The sequence below is a fragment of the Sphingobium sp. CR28 genome, assembly GCF_052327305.1.
In the GTDB taxonomy this organism is placed as follows: domain Bacteria; phylum Pseudomonadota; class Alphaproteobacteria; order Sphingomonadales; family Sphingomonadaceae; genus Sphingobium.
The window spans coordinates 975,481-989,862 of record NZ_CP182486.1 but is presented as its reverse complement, the minus strand read 5'-3'; the positions used below and the strand labels follow the sequence as shown (position 1 = coordinate 989,862).

Sequence of the window (14,382 nt, the reverse complement as noted above, 5' to 3'; positions counted from 1 at the left end):
ATGCGTTGCCAGGCTCCGTCAATCGGGCGGTGGCACCGGCTGCAAAAGTAAGAGGACCATAAGCAATGCGTCCTTGCTTTTCGCGGTTCGAGATAACATCGGGGAGGAAATGTTGCCGCGATCGCCAGAGTCCAGTTTACATCTGGGTCCGAGCACCGCGCAGTACGCCTCCATGACGTCTGGTCGTCGTTCGGCCATGACGATCCTTTCAATTCGAGCATGAGCAGCAAGACGATGACCGAGAAAAAGCCACTGCGCAGCCAGGCCTGGTTCAACAACCCCGAGAATATCGACATGACGTCGCTCTATCTCGAGCGATATCTCAATTTCGGCCTCAGTCTCGAGGAGCTGCGCTCTGGCAGGCCGATCATCGGCATTGCGCAGACCGGCTCCGACCTCTCGCCGTGTAATCGCCATCATCTCGTTCTTGCCGAGCGTGTGCGCGAAGGCGTGCGCGAGATGGGCGGCATCGTGCTGGAGTTTCCGGTCCACCCCATTCAGGAAACCGGCAAGCGCCCGACCCCCGGTCTTGATCGCAACCTCTCCTATCTCGGCATGGTCGAGGTGATGTACGGCTATCCGCTGGACGGCGTCGTGCTCACTATTGGCTGCGACAAGACTACGCCCGCCGCGCTCATGGCGGCGGCGACCGTCAACATCCCCGCCATTGCGCTTTCCGTCGGGCCGATGCTCAACGGCTGGCACAAGGGTGAGCGAACGGGTTCCGGCACGATCGTGTGGAAGGCGCGTCAGCTGCTGGCGGCCGGCAAGATCAACGACGAGGAATTTATCCGCATCGTTGCCTCGTCGGCGCCGTCGACCGGCTATTGCAACACGATGGGCACCGCGACGACGATGAACTCGCTGACCGAGGCGCTGGGCATGTCGCTGCCCGGCTCGGCGGCCATTCCCGCGCCTTATCGCGATCGGCAGGAAGTCGCCTATTTCACAGGCAAGCGCATCGTTGAGATGGTCGCGGAGGACCTGAAGCCCTCCGATATTCTGACGAAGGAAGCCTTCCACAACGCCATTCGCGTCAACTCCGCGATCGGCGGTTCGACCAACGCGCCCATTCACCTCACGGCTATTGCGCGCCATGTCGGCGTGGACGTTCCCCTGAAGGACTGGGAGACGGAAGGGCACAAGGTGCCGCTGCTGGTCAATCTCCAGCCTGCCGGCGAATATCTGGGCGAGGACTATTATCGCGCTGGCGGCGTGCCGGCTGTGGTCAATCAGCTCATGGAGCACGGCCTGATCCATGAGGGCGCGCTCACGGTCAACGGCAAGTCGATCGGCGAGAATTGCCGGGGTGTCGAGATCGAGGACGAGAAGGTCATTCGCAAGTTCGGCGAGCCGCTGATGGCAGATGCGGGCTTCATCGTGCTGTCCGGCAATCTCTTCGACGCGGCGATTATGAAGACCAGCGTCATCAGCGAGGAATTCCGGAGCCGCTATCTCTCCAATCCGAACGACCCGGAGGCCTTCGAGGGGCCGGCGGTTGTGTTCGACGGACCCGAGGACTACCACCACAATATCGACAATCCGGCTCTGGGCATCACCCCGGAGACGCTGCTCTTCATGCGCGGCGCTGGTCCGATCGGCTATCCGGGCGCGGCGGAAGTCGTGAATATGCGTCCGCCGTCCTATCTCATCACGGAAGGCGTCAGCGCTCTGCCATGCATCGGCGATGGCCGTCAGTCCGGCACGTCCGGTAGCCCGTCGATCCTGAATGCGAGCCCCGAGGCTGCGGCGATGAGTGGCCTCGCGCTGCTGAAAACAGGCGACCGCGTGCGGATCGACCTGCGCAAGGGCACCGTCAATGTGCTGATCTCCGACGAAGAGCTGGCCGAGCGCCGCACTGCGCTGGAGGCGGAAGGGGGCTATCGCTATCCTGCCTCGCAGACGCCCTGGCAGGAGATTCAGCGCGCTGTGGTCGGCCAGCTCGACAAGGGCGCGATCCTGGAAGGCGCCGAGAAATATCAGCGCATTGCGCAGACGATGGGACTGCCGCGCGACAGCCATTGATCGCTAGACGGATGATCGGCAAAGCGCTCCGTGGCGCTGCCTTGGGAGATGACGAATGAGTTTGCGACTGCTGCAATATCGTGGGACCGGTGGAGAGCGGCGGGTCATCGCTGCGAAGGATGAAGGCGCCCATTTCGTGCGCGGCGTTACGGATGTGCGCTCTCTGGCGCTTCAAGCGATCGAGCAGGGAGAGAGCATTGCGGACGCGATCGAGCGTCTTGGCTCTGATGAAGCCGCCGACCTTCCGGCACTGCTGGATGCGGGCCTGCTCATTGCCCCGATCGACCATCCTGACGCGGCGCATCTCCACATGACGGGCACGGGCCTGACGCATCTCGGCTCGGCGGAAGGCCGTGACAAGATGCACAAGGCTGCGGCTGCGGGCGAAACGCTCACGGACTCCATGAGGATGTTCCTGGAAGGCGTCGAAGGCGGCAAGCCTGCCGACGGTCAGGTGGGCCAGCAGCCGGAATGGTTCTACAAGGGCAATGGTAGCCAGCTTGTCGGCCCCGGCGAGGCATTGACCATGCCGAGCTTCGCCAAGGATGGCGGCGAGGAGCCGGAACTGGCCGGCATTTACGTCATCGGACCGGACGGCACGCCCTGGCGGATCGGCTACACGCTCGGCAACGAGTTCAGCGATCATATCACCGAGCGTCATAATTACCTCTGGCTTGCGCATTCCAAGCTGCGTCAGGCCTCGCTCGGCCCCGAGCTGCTGGTTTCCGAGCCGCCGCAGGATGTTCGCGGCATGAGCCGCATTCTGCGTGACGGCCAGACGCTCTGGGAACGGCCGTTTCTGACCGGCGAGGACAATATGTCGCACAGCCTGGCCAATCTGGAGCATCACCACTTCAAATATCCGCTGTTCCGCGCGCCGGGTGATGTCCACGTGCATTTCTTCGGCACGGCGACCGTTTCATTCGCAGAGGCTATTGAGACTCAGCCGGGTGACATCTTCGAGATCGAGGCTGCGCCGTTCACGCTGCCGCTGCGCAGCCCGCTTGCCAAAGCCGACGAGGAACAGGTCACTATCCGCGCGCTCTGAGCATGGAGACGGTTTCTCGCAGCCTGGCCTTTGGGGGCGTGCAGGGCGTCTATCGCCACGCCTCATCCTCCACCGGCACGGAGATGACATTCTCTGTCTTCGTGCCGGCGCACGCGCCGGGTGCGAAGCTGCCTGTGCTTTTCTACCTCTCCGGCCTCACTTGCACGCACGCCAATGTCACCGAGAAGGGTGAATATCGGGCAGCGTGCGCGGAGGCAGGCATCGTCTTCGTGGCGCCGGACACGAGTCCGCGCGGCGAAGGCGTGCCCGACGATCCGGACGGGGCCTATGACTTCGGTCTGGGCGCAGGTTTCTACGTCAATGCGACCCGGGCGCCATACGCCACGCATTATCATATGCGGGACTATGTGGAGCAGGAGTTGCCCACACTGATCGCGGAGCAGTTTCCCGTCGACATGACCCGACAGGGGATCACCGGTCACTCGATGGGCGGCCATGGCGCGCTCACCGTCGCATTGCGCAATCCTGGTCGTTTTCGATCGGTATCTGCCTTTGCGCCGATTGTGGCGCCCAGCCGCGTGCCGTGGGGTGAGAAGGCCTTTTCCGGCTATCTGGGAGACGATCGGGCACTCTGGGCGGACTATGATGCCGTGGAGTTGATCCGGAATGGCGCCCGTCTGCCGGACTTGCTTGTGGATCAGGGAGCGGCAGACAACTTCTTGCAGGAGCAGTTAAAGCCCGAGTTGTTGCGGGAGGTGTGTGACGCAGTTGGACAGCCGGCGACGATTCGCATGCAGCCCGGATACGACCACAGCTACTATTTCATCTCCACTTTCATGGCGGATCATATCCGCTGGCACGCCGCTCGACTGAGGTGATCTGAAAAGGATCCGTAAAGCGAAAATGTTGATCGGCCTGAAAGCACGCTTCACCGCAAATTAACCCCAAGGGGGCATGTCTTTTCTTCGCAACTGCGAAATGATGGGCTCCATGTTTGGGATTGCAGCTTTCATTTATGGTCTGGCCGTGAGCGTGACGCTCTCCCTGTGCGGACGCAACCGCCAGATGGGCCGATCTCACCCGCCGCTTCTGCGGGCGCTTGGCTATCTGCTCTGCGGAGTCTCGATCGGGGCGGCAGGCGGTCTTGGCTTCATGGTCGCATCAGACCCGGCCAGCGCGCAGGACATCGTCCCGCTCATCGGCGGTGCTCTCTAGACCTCAGCGAATATCCGGCCGGTCAGTTCGTGATGTGTCGGTGGATCGCGGTGTAGGGAAGCTGGAAATAGTCGAGTGCTTCCCCGGCCGCCCGTCCGACGCGGCTGCGGGAGTTTTTGAAGAATAGCTCGCGCAGATTAAGCCCTACGCCCAGGAAGATGCGACGCTTGGGCTCGATACCAGCGGCCCGGTCTTCATTGGTGAAGTCCTTAGCATAATAGCCTGCGTGCAATTCCAAGAACCGCGCCGGACTGTTCTCGAACGCTCTGAATCCTCCAAGTTTCAGGGCGAAGAAGTAACGCTGCTGCTCGAAATGCCGCTTGCCCTGTCGTGAGTAGATGTTCGAATTGGGCATAATCATCAGGCGAAAGTCGAGCTTGCGGTCGAGGCCCGGCACGGTGTTGCGCAGCACGGAGAGGCCTGCGCCCGCGCTGTTGAAGGCGACATCTTCCCAGGACCAGCCGCCGGTCGGCTCAATGCTGTCCCAGATCTCCGTGTAGAGCATGATGCCGCTCCCGATCGCGGCTGCGGTGAGCGCAATGCCGGGGGCGTCGCCAGTCTTCCGCTTGAGGCGGGCATAGGCGATCTCGGATATGATATATGCACTGTAAGTGTGGGCGAGCTTATCCACGCCCAGATTGCGCGTGTCCTTTCCGAACCACCCTTCCTTCTGGAAGTGGGGCCATGTCGGATCTTCGAAAATCTTCTGGGAGTTGGCGAGGGTATAATAGCCGAACAGGGCCGCGACTTCCCATTTGATCGCACCCACCTGGCTACCGAACGACCGGAATCGTTGCGGATCGGGCCGGTCGCCGACATCGCTAGTCGAATCTTGTGGTCCGTAGGCAAGCGGAGACAAGATGGGCTTCACATCCGGTGACAGGGACGGGGCAGACTGGAAGGTCGGCACCCCGAAATGTGCGGCATCGTCATCGCGGCGGCTGGTGAGAGCCGGATTCGACAGGGAGAGCGCCGGCAGGCTGTAACTGATGCTTGTCGCGGACAGCGTTTCGGACGGTCTTGGCAGATTGAAAACCGTGAGATCCTGGGCTGGCGCCGCTAATGCCGGACTCGCGTAGACGAGGGCAAGAAGCCCCGCCGCGCTCATCCATTTTGATCCATATTGCGGGCGGCGTTGCTGCACATGCGTCATTCTTGACGCCATATGCGCAGCCTTTGGATACGGCAATCGTCCTTGTGAGGCTTCGGGATGTGAATTCCACGATGTCGCCTCGATAAAATAATGGCTTGTGCCTGTAATGGAAATGCAACTATTCCTCGGCGCCGATGCGCGGATAGGCGCCAAAGGATGGAAATCGCTCCGCTGAATACCAATATGGCGTTTCCTGTTTTGGCTGGACCTTCGGGTCGGGCGCGAGGTTTCCGAGGCTGTTTCGATGTCGATTCGTTTTCCAATGACACGCGAGCTCAATCGCCGGAATGACGCGTCCGGGGTAGCGCCTCTCGCCATCCCTAAAGTTGGGATTATTCGGAATCCCAGGAGCCGCATGAATTGCGTGCGTCCGCGCCCGCTCGATCTTGCTAATGCCGATATCGTGAAGCGTGAGCCAGCCAGCCCGGAAGACCTGCTGGCGGCCCTTGGCCACTTCGCAGGCCTGGGGGTGGATCTTATCATCGTGGACGGCGGCGACGGTACAGTGCGCGAAGTGCTTACCGCAGCGTCGAAGGTCTATAGCGGCAATATGCCACAAGTTGCTCTGCTGCCTTCGGGAAAGACGAATGCGCTGGCGCTTGACCTCGGCATCCCCGCCGATTGGTCGTTGCAGGACGCCGTTCGCGCCTATCGCGCTGGCAACACTCTTGCCCGAACGCCTCTCACTGTTTCGAGGCTCGGTGTGGCACATGACGAGAAGCATGGCTTCATCCTGGGCGCAGGAGCGTTCACCCGCGCGACCGCGCTAGCGCAGCATGCGCATCGCAAGGGATGGTTCAATGGTGGGGCGATCATGATGGCGATGATGGGCGCCATTGGGCAGACCATCTTTGGAGGCGCTCAGAACCGGTGGCGTCGAGGCGAGCGGGTCATGGTCTCGCGCGATGGCGACGACATCCGTTCGCTCAACCTTTATCTTCTGCTGGCCTCGACGCTGACGCGCCTCCCGTTGGGGCTCAAGCCCTTCGGTCCCGCACGTGAGGGGCTGAAGCTGCTCGCGATCGAGGCGCCGCCGCGCGGGATCGCGCGTTATCTGCTGCCTCTCCTGCGGGGCAAGCAAAGTGCAGGCATGGAGAGGGCCGGCTTCATTCAGCGCGATGCCGAGCGCCTCTACCTCTCGATGCCAGGCGCCTATATCCTTGATGGCGAGCGATATCCGGCCGGCAAGCTGCTGATAGGTCGCGGCGATCCGATCAACTTCGTCGTGCCATGACCCGGCTAGGCGCGCTGGTCGGGGATAGTCTCGATCGTGCCGAACTCCCAGCCGTCACGCGGTTGGCTTCCCATCTCGCCGGTCATCTAGGCGGGGTTGCCGTTCTCTATTATGGCTCCACTCTGCGCACAGGCGATCTGTCCGCCATTCTGGACTTCTATGTGCTGACGGAAGGGCGGAAGCAGCCTTGGCTCTCCCGCACGCTCTGGCCGGACGTCAGCTATCATGAAGTGGAGATCGACGGGCAGATCATTCGCGCGAAGGTCGCGACGATGGCGCTCGAGACCTTCGCGCGCGCGGCGCGGGACGAAACGGCCGACACCACCATCTGGACCCGCTTCTGCCAGCCCTCGCGGCTTGTCTTCAGTGCGGACCCCATCACAGGGGATGCGGTGCGCGCCGCAGTAAGGGACGCCGTTATATGGGCGTCGCGATATGCCGCTGCCCTGGGGCCGGCGCAGGGCAGCGCGCGCGATTACTGGCTGGCGCTTTTCCGCGAGACCTATGGCGCGGAGTTCCGTGTCGAGGCGCTGGGGCGGGGGACCACCATTTTGGACAATGCGCCCGAATGGTATGAACAGACGCTGCCGCTGGCATGGACAGAAGCCGGTATCGGCACGGAGAGCGACGGGTCGCTTGCACCCGTGTCTGATTTCGACAGACGCGCCGTCGTTGCGCGCTGGCGCCGTCGCCGCCGTCTGGGCAAGCCTCTGAACGTGGCGCGGCTGGTCAAGGCTGCGTGGACGTTCGAAGGCGCTACCCGATATGCGCTGTGGAAGATCGAGCGCCATAGCGGCGTGCATATTCCGCTGACGCCTTGGCGCGAGCGACACCCGCTATTGGCGGCGCCGGGCGTGCTCTTTCGCCTCTGGCGGACGGCGCGGCCCTGATGTCCTTTCAAGCACTTGTTCTTGCCGGGTCGCGCGGAGAGACCGATCCCGTCGCGGCCAGCGAAGGCGTGCCGGAGAAGGCGCTGGTCGATATCGGCGGTCAGGCGATGCTGGCGCGCGTGATCGGCGCTCTGCGTGCGGCCGGGGCCACGCGGATCGCGGTCGCCGCCTCGCCGGGGCCAGTGGAAGCGCTGGCGCTTTCTCTGGGTTGCGAAGTTTTTCCCGCCAGCAGCGGCCCTAGTGAAAGCGCTGCCGCCGGCTTTTCCCGGCTGGGCGCGCCGATGCTACTTACGACGGCCGATCATGCTCTGTTGAAGCCGGAATGGGTGCGGGACTTTGTCGACCAGGCGGGCGCGACTGGCGATGTCGCTGTGATGCTTGCGCGCCGGGCAGCGGTGGAACAGGCGGCACCGGGTTCGCGGCGCACCTATCTGCGCTTCTCAGATGGCGACTGGTCGGGCTGCAATCTCTTCTACTTCGCCACGCCGCAGGCCGGCGCTGCGTTCTCCCTGTGGAAGCAGGTAGAAGCAGAGCGGAAACGGCCATGGCGCATTGTCCGCAGACTGGGTCCGGGGTTGCTGCTGCGCTATTTGCTGGGGCGGCTGCCATTATCGGAGGCCATGGCGCACCTTGGGCGTCTTGCCGGCGTCACGGTCAGTATTGTGGCCGCGAGCGATGGTCTGGCGGCGGTCGATGTTGATAAACCGGATGATCTGGCACAGGTGCGCGCCCTCATCGGCTGAAACGTTTTTCGCTATGCCCTTCGCCTGATCGCCAGGCTGAGGAACATAAACGCGAAAACGGCTCCCATCATCACGCTCACCGCCGCGCCCAGAGCGCCCCACGCTGGCAAAAGGAAGATCATTGCCGCGAACTGGAGCACAACTGCGGAGCCGCGGGCGATGATGGCAGAACCCGCCTTGTTGAGCGCCTGCAGGATTGGCTCGAAGCTCACGGCCGCCAGCTCGATGCAAGCGCCCCCCGCCAGCCATAGCAACAACACATAAGCGGGCCCGAACTGCGGGCCGCCGATCAGCGTCAGCAAGTTCCGGCCAAGCAAGATGACCAGCACCATGACCGCACTGGCGCCCAGCGCAGAGCCGAGCGTCACGCGGCCGATCAGCCTGCCGAGCTGATCCGCCGATGTATCCCTCACCTGACGCACAAGTTCCGGGAAGGCGGCACGGGTGAGCAGTGTCGCAACCTTGGAGAGCGCGTTGGCCAGTTGCATGGCGAGCCGGAACCCACCGGCGGCCGCCGGCCCTGCATAGCCGCCGACCACCAGAAGCGGTAGTTGCCGTGATGCCAGGCCGAGGGACCCCTGAAGGTTGGTATTGATCATGAGCCGGAGAATGCCGGGATTCTCCTCAAGCACCCGTTTCCCTTCGAGGCGGGCCGAAAAAAGACCTCGCAATCGTCCAATGCGGTGGACCATCAGCCAGAACGCGATGCAGGTGACGATTTCGGCCAGACCCCATGCGATCAGGAAGCCTTTGGCGGTCGGCATGAAGGCGAGAGCGGCAAGAGCGCCCAGCAAGCGCATGATCGGCGTGGCGGCATCGGCGATCGCGGCGAGATCGAACCTGTCATGCAGGCGCAGAATGCCGGTCGGTGCCGAACGGACCGTCGCGAGCTGGATCAATGCGTAACCGAAAGCATAAGGGCCGATGGAGCCCCTGATGCCGATAAGCGGCCGCGCGAACGCAAAGAGCAGGGCGGCGACTAACGCTCCGATGAGCGCACTCACCACGTCCATCATCACCGCCGCGCGCTCCACCCGGCGGACGGCGTCGAGATCATGCCGCGCCTGATGGGCAAGGCCATATTGCACGATGATTTTCCAGCTTTCGATGGCGACAAGCGAAGCAATCGTCTGGCAGGCGCCGGTCACCAGCGCGAAGCGGCCGAAATCCACAATGCCCAGCGTGCGGCTGGTGATGCCCAGATAGATGAGCGACAGGGCGGCCATCAGGCCACTGCTCGCCAGCAACCAGCCCATGTTGCCCGCAATGATGCGGACAGCGCCAGGACGCTCTGCGCGTGGCGCGACAACGCTCACAGCGGATAGAACTCGGCAATAGCGGCTGCGGCCCGTGAGGACGCCGTGTGAGTCTTGTCCAGCGAGAAGGTCTCGGCGAAGATCGCCTTCTGCGCTTTGCGGAAATGCGCGCCGCGCGCGACATGGTTCGTAATCAGGGCGGGCAATTCCTCCACGCCGGTGACAACGTCGCCGGTCTGCCAGAAAGGCAGATCGCCCTCTTTCGAGCGGGGATCCTGCGAAAAGCGGTCGAAGAAGAAAGCTGGCCGTGGACGCACAAGAAACTCGTATATCTGGCTCGAAACATCGCCGATATATCCATCTGCGGCAAGCGTGTAGGTCATGTCGACGAGATGCGGGCCATCCACGTCGATGAGGATATTGGGTGCCGCGCGCCAATGCGACCGGATGTCCGGGCGGCGACGCACCATCCGATATTCCGGTGAAACGTGGATCGCCTTGCGGAACAGCATGATGTGCGGCGCAAAGATGACGTTGAATGACTGGCCCTCCGGGCTGGCAAACCAGTCCAGGAGCTTCGGTCCTTCATCGTACCAGCTAGAAAGCAGCGGATCGAAGTGGGGATTGTAGAGGAAGACCGGATTGTCATTGTCAAACAGGCGCGGGCGCGCACCCAGATCCACTGTATCGAATTTGGGATAGCCAATGATCCTCACTCGATCCGACCGGATGATCTCGCGGACGAGAAGCTCGCGGGCAGCCTTCAGGCCGCTCACCAGCATCAGGTCAAAATCTTGCATCGCCGGATGGTAGGTGACGGCCCGGTCGCCGGCGCCATGCGGGACGTGGACCATGCGTGTGGGGTGGCCCGCCGGCCATTTGCGAAGCAGCCGCAGGCAGGTGCGCTCCGCGCTCACGAGCGTGTCCGCCTCGCCCAGCAGCGTCGCATGATGATCGAGGCGCATGATGCGCTTGATCGGCGCCAGCCGGTTGGGCAGCGAGAGGGTCGCCTCCATCCAACGGGGCAAGGCGAGATCGATCCAGGTGACGCTCGCCGAAACGCGATCCCCCAATATCTCTCGCAGGCGCGCGGCGATCACCGGCGTCCCGACCGCGACGCGCGTGTCGAGGTCCGGGCGCTCGACCGTCATTGCACGTACGATGCCTGCGAGGTGAGCGACCTGATGGGGCGCGTCGTGATTGAAGAGAAAGAAGATTTTACGCTTGGAGGGGGCCATGGCGATTCGTCCATAGCGTCTTTGGCGCAGATCAGAAGAGGGGCCAGCGCTTTCTGCACGACATAGCGCAATTTGACGTTCAGCCACCGGGCCTTACATAGCGGACATGAAAAAGATGATCGCGATGATGATCGGGACGACTCTGCTGGCCGGCGGGGTGGCAGCGCAGGCTGAAGGCGTTCGCACGCAGGGGCTGGACGAACGGGATTGTGCCGCGGGCAAAAGCGCGTTCCTGGTCACAGCGCGCGGCTTTTCGACGGATGTGGGAGCCGTTCGGGTCCAGCTCTATCGCACGGATGACGGCACCTTTTTGGACAAGGGCGCCTGGCTCGTGCGCGCCGAGCGTAGGCGGGACGGCAGACCTGAGATGAAATTCTGCATTCCTGCGCCCGGTCCCGGGCGCTACGGCATTGCCGTGCGCCACGACGCCAACAACAATGGAAAGTCGGACTGGAACGATGGCGGCGGGTTCTCGCGCAATCCCAAATTGTCCGTCTTCAACCTGAAACCCGACGCCGCAAGCGTTGAAATACGGGTCGATCGGCAGCCGGTGCCTGTCGATGTCGTCATGCAGTATCGTTCCGGCCTGACGATCCGGCCTGTGGGTTGAGCGACTTGATTGCGAGGAATAGGTGGTGAGCCCTGCTGGGTTCGAACCAGCGACCTACTGATTAAAAGTCAGTTGCTCTACCGACTGAGCTAAGGGCCCGCATGCTTGCGCCGGGTCTCCCTAGAGAGGGGCTGGGATGTGGTCAACCGGCTTGGCCCGCGTGAGGCGAGCAAGTTGCGCTGCAACGGATCGGCCGAGGGTGGCATCGCGCCAGTGTGGCGCGATTTCCGCAAGTGGCCGCACGACAAAAAGTCGCCGGTGCCATTGAGGATGCGGGATCTGAAGTGTCCTGCCTCTGGCAAACCGTCCGCCCGACCACAGAATGATATCGAGATCGAGCGTCCGCTCTCCCCACCGTCGCGCACGACGCCGGCCGAAGCTGAGCTCCACGCCTTGCAAAGCTTGCAGCATTGCAAACGGGGGGAGGGGGCTTTCGACCAGCGCGGCGCAATTGGCATAGCTTCTCCGCGATGGGCCTATCGGTCTGGTCTCGATGATCGAAGCGATTGCGACGAGCTTGAAGGGTGGCTCCTTTAACCGCCCCAACGCCGCTTTCAGTATCGCGCGAGGCGGAAAGTGACGAGCGAGCGGTCTGTTTGACCCGAGCGCGATTGCATAGATATGATTGCCCGGATCGCTTGCCTTGGTCATGTCAGCGCGCCTATCGCGGCTCCATGGCCCTGACCAGCCCCCGCGATTTGCCCTTTGCCAGTCCCGTGCCCGCTGCCGAGCCCTCGCGCGATTGTCCGCGCTGCCCGCGTCTTGTGGCGTTGCGGGAGGAGCTTCGCATCGAGCATCCGGACTGGTGGAATGCGCCGATCCGTGCCTTTGGCGATCCGGCGGCGCGGATTGTCATTGTGGGGCTGGCGCCCGGCAAACACGGCGCCAATCGAACAGGGCGCCCATTTACCGGAGACTACGCCGGCGATCTGCTGTTCGCGACGCTGCATAAATTCGGCTTTTCTCGCGGCGGCTATGGGAGCAATCTGGAGGACGGGCTAGCGCTCGTCGACATTGCCATACTGAACGCGGTCAAGTGCCTGCCACCCCAGAACAAGCCCACGCCGCAAGAAATTCATAATTGCCGGCCCTTTCTGGAGAAAGGCATCGAGTCATTGCCAAACGTGCAGATCTTCATCGCTCTGGGACAGATTGCGCACCAGTCCGCAGTGAAGACGCTCGGCGGCAGGCTGTCCCAATGCCGCTTCGGTCATTTGGCCGAGCATCGCATGCCGGACGGCCGAATGCTCATCGATAGCTATCATTGCTCTCGCTACAATCAGAACACCGGCAGGCTGACTGCGGCAATGTTCGAGGCTGTGTTTGCGCGAGCGCGCGAGCTCCTGGACTCAGACTGACGGAGGAGCTGTTTTCTCTTTCCGCCATGCATGGGCAATGGTGCGGTGCGTGGCCTCCGCCGAGGGCGGCAAAATTTTGCTGTTAAGCGGATGATGCCGCGATCGAGACGGAGTGGTGAAGGCCGTGTGCCTGAAGCCGAAATTGCTCAGCATCAGTTTCAGCGCAGGGATGTTGGGCGCCCAGAAATTGGTAGGGTCATCACCCAGCTCGCCGGGCGCGTAAAGCCGCATTGCCGGCAATTTTTCGCGAGCGAGAGCGGTCGCAGTTTCAACCACAAGTTGATCCTGGCTCATGCGCGCTGCGGTCTCCAGCCCAACATAGGGATCCTTCAGATGATAGAACACGCCCAGGAAGAGAACGATGTCAAACTGGCCGAGGTTCAGGTTCGGCAGTTCGTGAATATCTGCATCGATCGCCTCTACCCGGGAGCCAAGTCGCTGGTGCACATAGTCGAAGCCGCGCCTGTCCGCCCAGCCATCGCCCGACCAGCTGAAATGATCGGTCGCAACGACGCGGGCCGCGCCACGACGTTCGGCTTCGAATGAGAAAAAGCCGTCCCAGGCGCCGATGTCCAGTACGGTTTTGCCGGTAAGATCAGGCCCAAGAATTAGGTCCGCTTCCTGCCTGAGAATGTGAAGCGGTTTGATGCCTTCGATCGTCTCGCCATCGCCAAGGTCGAAAGAATGGAACCATCTTATCTCGGGTCGGATTGCCGGCACTTATTCGTCTTTCAGCTGAATTAAGGGATGTCTTTGGGGGGGGCAGTCAGGTAAGGAATGTCATTCAGACGTCTTGCGCGATCCGGCCATAAAGCTCTGGTCGGCGATCCCGGAAGAAGCCCATGCCTGCACGGTGCGTCCGAGCCGCATCAAGGTCGAGCGTAGCGACCAGCGCGCCGGTCTGCCAGTTCTCCACCTCGGCGACCAGATCGCCCCACTCATTGGTGATGAAGCTATGGCCATAGAAAGTCTGCGCGCCGGCGCAGCCCGGCATTTCTTCAACACCAATGCGATTGGCGGCGATCACGGGCATACAGTTGGAAACGGCATGGCCCTGCATCGCGCGGCGCCACATCCGGCTGGTGTCCAGCGTGTCGTCATAGGGCTCGGTGCCGATGGCTGTGGGATAGAATAGCATTTCTGCGCCCATCAGGGCCATGACGCGGGCGCTCTCAGGATACCACTGGTCCCAGCAGATGCCGACGCCGATCGTCCCGTAGCGCGTGGGCCAGACCTTGAAGCCGCTATTGCCCGGCCGGAAGTAGTACTTCTCCTCGTAACCCGGCCCGTCCGGGATATGGCTTTTGCGGTAGACTCCCATGATCTCGCCGCTGTCGTCGATCATCGCCAGGGAATTATAGTGATGGTGCCCGTCGCGCTCGAAGAAGCTCGTCGGAATATAGACGCCCAAATCCCTGGCAAGGCGCTGCATTGTGGTCACGGCCGGATGCTCTGCCGCCGGGCGGGCGCGGCCGAACAGCGCCTCGTCCTCAACCGTGCAGAAATATGGCCCCTCGAATAGCTCAGGGGGGAGGATGATCTTGGCGCCGCGCGCCGCCGCCTTGTGGACATGGTCTTCGACCAGTGCGATATTCTCCCCTTCGTCATGCGAGAAGGCGAGCTGCAGGGCGGCGACAGTGACTTTGCTCAT

General features: G+C 62.3%; 15 protein-coding genes and 1 tRNA gene. 9 read left to right on the top strand and 7 right to left on the bottom strand.

Annotated features, from left to right (window positions below):
- Window positions 1-219: 219 nt before the first annotated feature.
- The 4 genes from ACNAOH_RS04675 to ACNAOH_RS04660 all read left to right on the top strand — a co-directional run bounded on the left by ACNAOH_RS04675 (window position 220) and on the right by ACNAOH_RS04660 (window position 4,249).
- Entirely contained in the window at window positions 220-2,025 is a 1,806-nt protein-coding gene (locus ACNAOH_RS04675) for an IlvD/Edd family dehydratase (protein ID WP_443971601.1), read from the top strand.
- A 55-nt stretch (window positions 2,026-2,080) separates the two neighbouring features.
- Window positions 2,081-3,073, top strand: coding sequence for an AraD1 family protein (gene araD1, locus ACNAOH_RS04670; protein WP_443971600.1), 993 nt, complete (start codon window positions 2,081-2,083; stop codon window positions 3,071-3,073).
- 2 nt (window positions 3,074-3,075) lie between these two features.
- A complete protein-coding gene (gene fghA, locus ACNAOH_RS04665) occupies window positions 3,076-3,912 on the top strand; it encodes an S-formylglutathione hydrolase (protein ID WP_443971599.1) in 837 nt (278 codons plus the stop codon).
- Window positions 3,913-4,024: 112 nt separating this feature from the next.
- A complete protein-coding gene (locus ACNAOH_RS04660) occupies window positions 4,025-4,249 on the top strand; it encodes a hypothetical protein (protein WP_443971598.1) in 225 nt (74 codons plus the stop codon).
- 22 nt (window positions 4,250-4,271) lie between these two features.
- Here ACNAOH_RS04660 and ACNAOH_RS04655 read toward each other — a convergent pair whose 3' ends face one another.
- A complete protein-coding gene (locus tag ACNAOH_RS04655) occupies window positions 4,272-5,402 on the bottom strand; it encodes a DUF2279 domain-containing protein (RefSeq protein WP_443971597.1) in 1,131 nt (376 codons plus the stop codon).
- A 364-nt stretch (window positions 5,403-5,766) separates the two neighbouring features.
- On the opposite strand from ACNAOH_RS04655, the gene ACNAOH_RS04650 reads away from it, so the two are divergent.
- Genes ACNAOH_RS04650 through ACNAOH_RS04640 form a run of 3 tightly spaced genes read left to right on the top strand, consistent with a single transcriptional unit; the run spans window position 5,767 to window position 8,269 of the window.
- Window positions 5,767-6,636: a diacylglycerol/lipid kinase family protein gene (locus ACNAOH_RS04650; RefSeq protein WP_443971596.1), complete on the top strand. Its 870-nt coding sequence runs from the start codon at window positions 5,767-5,769 to the stop codon at window positions 6,634-6,636.
- The gene (locus tag ACNAOH_RS04645) at window positions 6,633-7,526 is read left to right on the top strand and encodes a hypothetical protein (protein WP_443971595.1); all 894 of its coding nucleotides are present in this window, start codon (window positions 6,633-6,635) and stop codon (window positions 7,524-7,526) included. Before ACNAOH_RS04650 ends, ACNAOH_RS04645 begins: the two co-directional genes overlap by 4 nt.
- A complete protein-coding gene (locus ACNAOH_RS04640; RefSeq protein WP_443971594.1) occupies window positions 7,526-8,269 on the top strand; it encodes an NTP transferase domain-containing protein in 744 nt (247 codons plus the stop codon). The genes ACNAOH_RS04645 and ACNAOH_RS04640 overlap by 1 nt, the downstream gene beginning before the upstream one ends.
- Before the next feature lie 11 nt (window positions 8,270-8,280).
- Here the strand turns inward: ACNAOH_RS04640 and ACNAOH_RS04635 are convergent, their stop codons facing one another.
- Complete coding sequence (locus ACNAOH_RS04635) at window positions 8,281-9,525, bottom strand: lipopolysaccharide biosynthesis protein (protein ID WP_443971593.1); 1,245 nt, start codon at window positions 9,523-9,525, stop codon at window positions 8,281-8,283.
- Between the two features lie 56 nt (window positions 9,526-9,581).
- Window positions 9,582-10,763, bottom strand: a complete 1,182-nt coding sequence (locus ACNAOH_RS04630) for a hypothetical protein (RefSeq protein ID WP_443971592.1) — start codon at window positions 10,761-10,763, stop codon at window positions 9,582-9,584.
- Between the two features lie 106 nt (window positions 10,764-10,869).
- Here ACNAOH_RS04630 and ACNAOH_RS04625 point away from each other — a divergent pair, with 106 nt between their 5' ends.
- Entirely contained in the window at window positions 10,870-11,373 is a 504-nt protein-coding gene (locus ACNAOH_RS04625; RefSeq protein WP_443971591.1) for a DUF2141 domain-containing protein, read from the top strand.
- A 23-nt stretch (window positions 11,374-11,396) separates the two neighbouring features.
- Here the strand turns inward: ACNAOH_RS04625 and ACNAOH_RS04620 are convergent.
- Window positions 11,397-11,472, bottom strand: a tRNA-Lys gene (locus ACNAOH_RS04620).
- A 21-nt stretch (window positions 11,473-11,493) separates the two neighbouring features.
- Window positions 11,494-12,024, bottom strand: a complete 531-nt coding sequence (gene folK, locus ACNAOH_RS04615; RefSeq protein WP_443971590.1) for a 2-amino-4-hydroxy-6-hydroxymethyldihydropteridine diphosphokinase — start codon at window positions 12,022-12,024, stop codon at window positions 11,494-11,496.
- A gap of 23 nt (window positions 12,025-12,047) precedes the next feature.
- Here folK and ACNAOH_RS04610 point away from each other — a divergent pair, with 23 nt between their 5' ends.
- Complete coding sequence (locus ACNAOH_RS04610) at window positions 12,048-12,731, top strand: uracil-DNA glycosylase (RefSeq protein ID WP_443971589.1); 684 nt, start codon at window positions 12,048-12,050, stop codon at window positions 12,729-12,731.
- Here ACNAOH_RS04610 and ACNAOH_RS04605 read toward each other — a convergent pair.
- Together ACNAOH_RS04605 and aguB are read right to left on the bottom strand one after the other, a co-directional pair.
- Window positions 12,723-13,451: a class I SAM-dependent methyltransferase gene (locus ACNAOH_RS04605; RefSeq protein WP_443971588.1), complete on the bottom strand. Its 729-nt coding sequence runs from the start codon at window positions 13,449-13,451 to the stop codon at window positions 12,723-12,725. The two genes, ACNAOH_RS04610 and ACNAOH_RS04605, sit on opposite strands and share 9 nt — an antisense overlap.
- Before the next feature lie 64 nt (window positions 13,452-13,515).
- Entirely contained in the window at window positions 13,516-14,382 is an 867-nt protein-coding gene (aguB, locus tag ACNAOH_RS04600; protein ID WP_443971587.1) for an N-carbamoylputrescine amidase, read from the bottom strand.

Coding starts and splice junctions, on each gene's coding strand:
- ACNAOH_RS04675 (WP_443971601.1), top strand. CDS start 220: ATGAGCAGCAAGACGATGACCGAGAAAAAGCCACTGCGCAGCCAGGCC.
- araD1 (WP_443971600.1), top strand. CDS start 2,081: ATGAGTTTGCGACTGCTGCAATATCGTGGGACCGGTGGAGAGCGGCGG.
- fghA (WP_443971599.1), top strand. CDS start 3,076: ATGGAGACGGTTTCTCGCAGCCTGGCCTTTGGGGGCGTGCAGGGCGTC.
- ACNAOH_RS04660 (WP_443971598.1), top strand. CDS start 4,025: ATGTTTGGGATTGCAGCTTTCATTTATGGTCTGGCCGTGAGCGTGACG.
- ACNAOH_RS04655 (WP_443971597.1), bottom strand. CDS start 5,402: ATGACGCATGTGCAGCAACGCCGCCCGCAATATGGATCAAAATGGATG.
- ACNAOH_RS04645 (WP_443971595.1), top strand. CDS start 6,633: ATGACCCGGCTAGGCGCGCTGGTCGGGGATAGTCTCGATCGTGCCGAA.
- ACNAOH_RS04640 (WP_443971594.1), top strand. CDS start 7,526: ATGTCCTTTCAAGCACTTGTTCTTGCCGGGTCGCGCGGAGAGACCGAT.
- ACNAOH_RS04635 (WP_443971593.1), bottom strand. CDS start 9,525: ATGGGCTGGTTGCTGGCGAGCAGTGGCCTGATGGCCGCCCTGTCGCTC.
- ACNAOH_RS04630 (WP_443971592.1), bottom strand. CDS start 10,763: ATGGCCCCCTCCAAGCGTAAAATCTTCTTTCTCTTCAATCACGACGCG.
- ACNAOH_RS04625 (WP_443971591.1), top strand. CDS start 10,870: ATGAAAAAGATGATCGCGATGATGATCGGGACGACTCTGCTGGCCGGC.
- folK (WP_443971590.1), bottom strand. CDS start 12,024: ATGACCAAGGCAAGCGATCCGGGCAATCATATCTATGCAATCGCGCTC.
- ACNAOH_RS04610 (WP_443971589.1), top strand. CDS start 12,048: ATGGCCCTGACCAGCCCCCGCGATTTGCCCTTTGCCAGTCCCGTGCCC.
- aguB (WP_443971587.1), bottom strand. CDS start 14,382: ATGAGCAAAGTCACTGTCGCCGCCCTGCAGCTCGCCTTCTCGCATGAC.